We start from the raw sequence: 1,698 nt of genomic DNA, 5'->3' as shown, positions 1-1,698 counted from the left end.
TGCTTGCAAAGCAGATGCTCTACCAATTGAGCTAATGCCCCATGTTCCTGGTGGGCCTAGCAAGAATCGAACTTGCGACCTCATCGTTATCAGCGATGCGCTCTAACCGACTGAGCTATAGGCCCTTGGAACGTTGTTAACATTAGCCAGTGTGACACGACAAAGACAAATCGCCTGGTCAGACGGCATAAATCCGAGTGTCCAGGCGACTGTCAACAACACTTCTGAGCGGTACCGAACGCTACTGGGCGGCCTCCTCCTGGACGCCGGCCTGCAGTCCCCCGAAGAGGTCCACGATGGCGTTGTAGACCACGGCGGCCAGGGGTGCGAGCACGGTGGTCAGGATGACGCTGATGGCGCCGAGCAGCGCGGCACCGGACATGACCAGGCCGAAGGTGACGGTCTGGTCCCCGCCGATGTCGCCGAGGAGGGAGTTGACCTGGTCCCAGATGCCGGCGGAGCCCATGCCCGCGTAGAGCAGGGCCACGGCGATGAGCCAGGCGATGAGGCCGACCAGTGACATGGCCAGGCCGACCCGGAAGGCGGACAGGGGCGAGATGCGCGTGACGGCGATGGTGCGGCTGGCCATGGCCTACTCCTTGTCATCCTCGTCGGAGTCACCGGTGTCACCGGTGTCGGCACCGGCCTCGGCGGCCTTCTGCTGGGCGCGCTCGGTCGGGCCGGCGACGTCGCCCTTGGCGACTGCCTCGGCCTCTTCCTCGCCCTCCTCCTCGACGTTCTTGTCGATGGCGAGCAGTTCGACGCCGTCCGGCAGGTTGACCAGGCGGACGCCCATGGTGGCGCGGGAGGACGGGCGGATCTGGTTGACCTCGGTGCGGATGACTCCGCCGGCGGAGGTGATGGCGAAGATCTCGTCGTCTTCGTCGACGGCGAGGGCACCGATGAGGTGGCCGCGCTTGGGGGTGTACTTGAAGGTGACCACGCCGAGGCCGCCGCGGCCCTGGGAGTTGTAGTCGGACATGGGGGTGCGCTTGCCGTAGCCGCCGCTGGTGGCGACGAGCAGGTAGTCGCCGTCGTGGACGACGGACATGGCGAGCAGCTGGTCGTTGTCGCGGAAGCGCATGCCCTTGACGCCGGCGGTGGCGCGGCCCATGGGGCGGAGCTGGTCGTCGTCGGCGGTGAAGCGGATGGACTGTCCGTACTGGGAGACGAGGAGGAGGTCGTCGTCCTCGGAGCACAGGACCGCGCCGATGAGTCGGTCGCCTTCGTTGAGGTTGATGGCGATGAGGCCGGCGGAGCGGGCGGACTCGTAGTCGGTGAGGCGGGACTTCTTCACGCGGCCCTGGGCGGTGGCGAGGACGAGGTAGGGGGCGTCCTCGTAGGTCTGGATCTGGATGACCTGGGCGATGCGTTCCTCGGGCTGGAATTCCAGGAGGTTGGCCACGTGCTGGCCGCGGGCGGTGCGGGAGGCTTCGGGGAGTTCGTAGGCCTTGAGGCGGTAGACGCGGCCGAAGTTGGTGAAGAAGAGGATCCAGTCGTGGGTGGAGGACACGAAGAAGTGCTTCACGACGTCGTCCTGCTTCAGCTCCGCACCCCGGACACCCTTGCCACCGCGCTTCTGCGACTTGTAGGCGTCGACCTTGGTGCGCTTGGCGTAGCCGGTGGAGGTGATGGTGACCACGACGTTCTCGCGGGCGATGAGGTCTTCCTCGGAGACGTCGCCGGTGGCGGCGATGA

2 protein-coding genes and 1 tRNA gene are annotated in these 1,698 nt (G+C 66.1%); all 3 read right to left on the bottom strand.

Translation table 11 applies throughout. From position 1 onward, the window contains the following. Positions 1–48: 48 nt before the first annotated feature. Positions 49–125 (bottom strand) — tRNA-Ile (locus GXZ33_RS09845). Positions 126–241: 116 nt separating this feature from the next. Continuing rightward, positions 242–589: a DUF3566 domain-containing protein gene (locus tag GXZ33_RS09840; RefSeq protein ID WP_291340860.1), complete on the bottom strand. Its 348-nt coding sequence runs from the start codon at positions 587–589 to the stop codon at positions 242–244. A gap of 3 nt (positions 590–592) precedes the next feature. After that, positions 593–1,698 (bottom strand): DNA gyrase C-terminal beta-propeller domain-containing protein (locus GXZ33_RS09835; protein ID WP_291340859.1); only part of this gene is annotated, 1,106 nt, incomplete at its 5' end.

It is taken from the genome of Corynebacterium sp. (genome assembly GCF_012838985.1).
Lineage (GTDB): Bacteria > Actinomycetota > Actinomycetes > Mycobacteriales > Mycobacteriaceae > Corynebacterium.
This window is presented reverse-complemented; position numbering and strand designations above follow the sequence as displayed.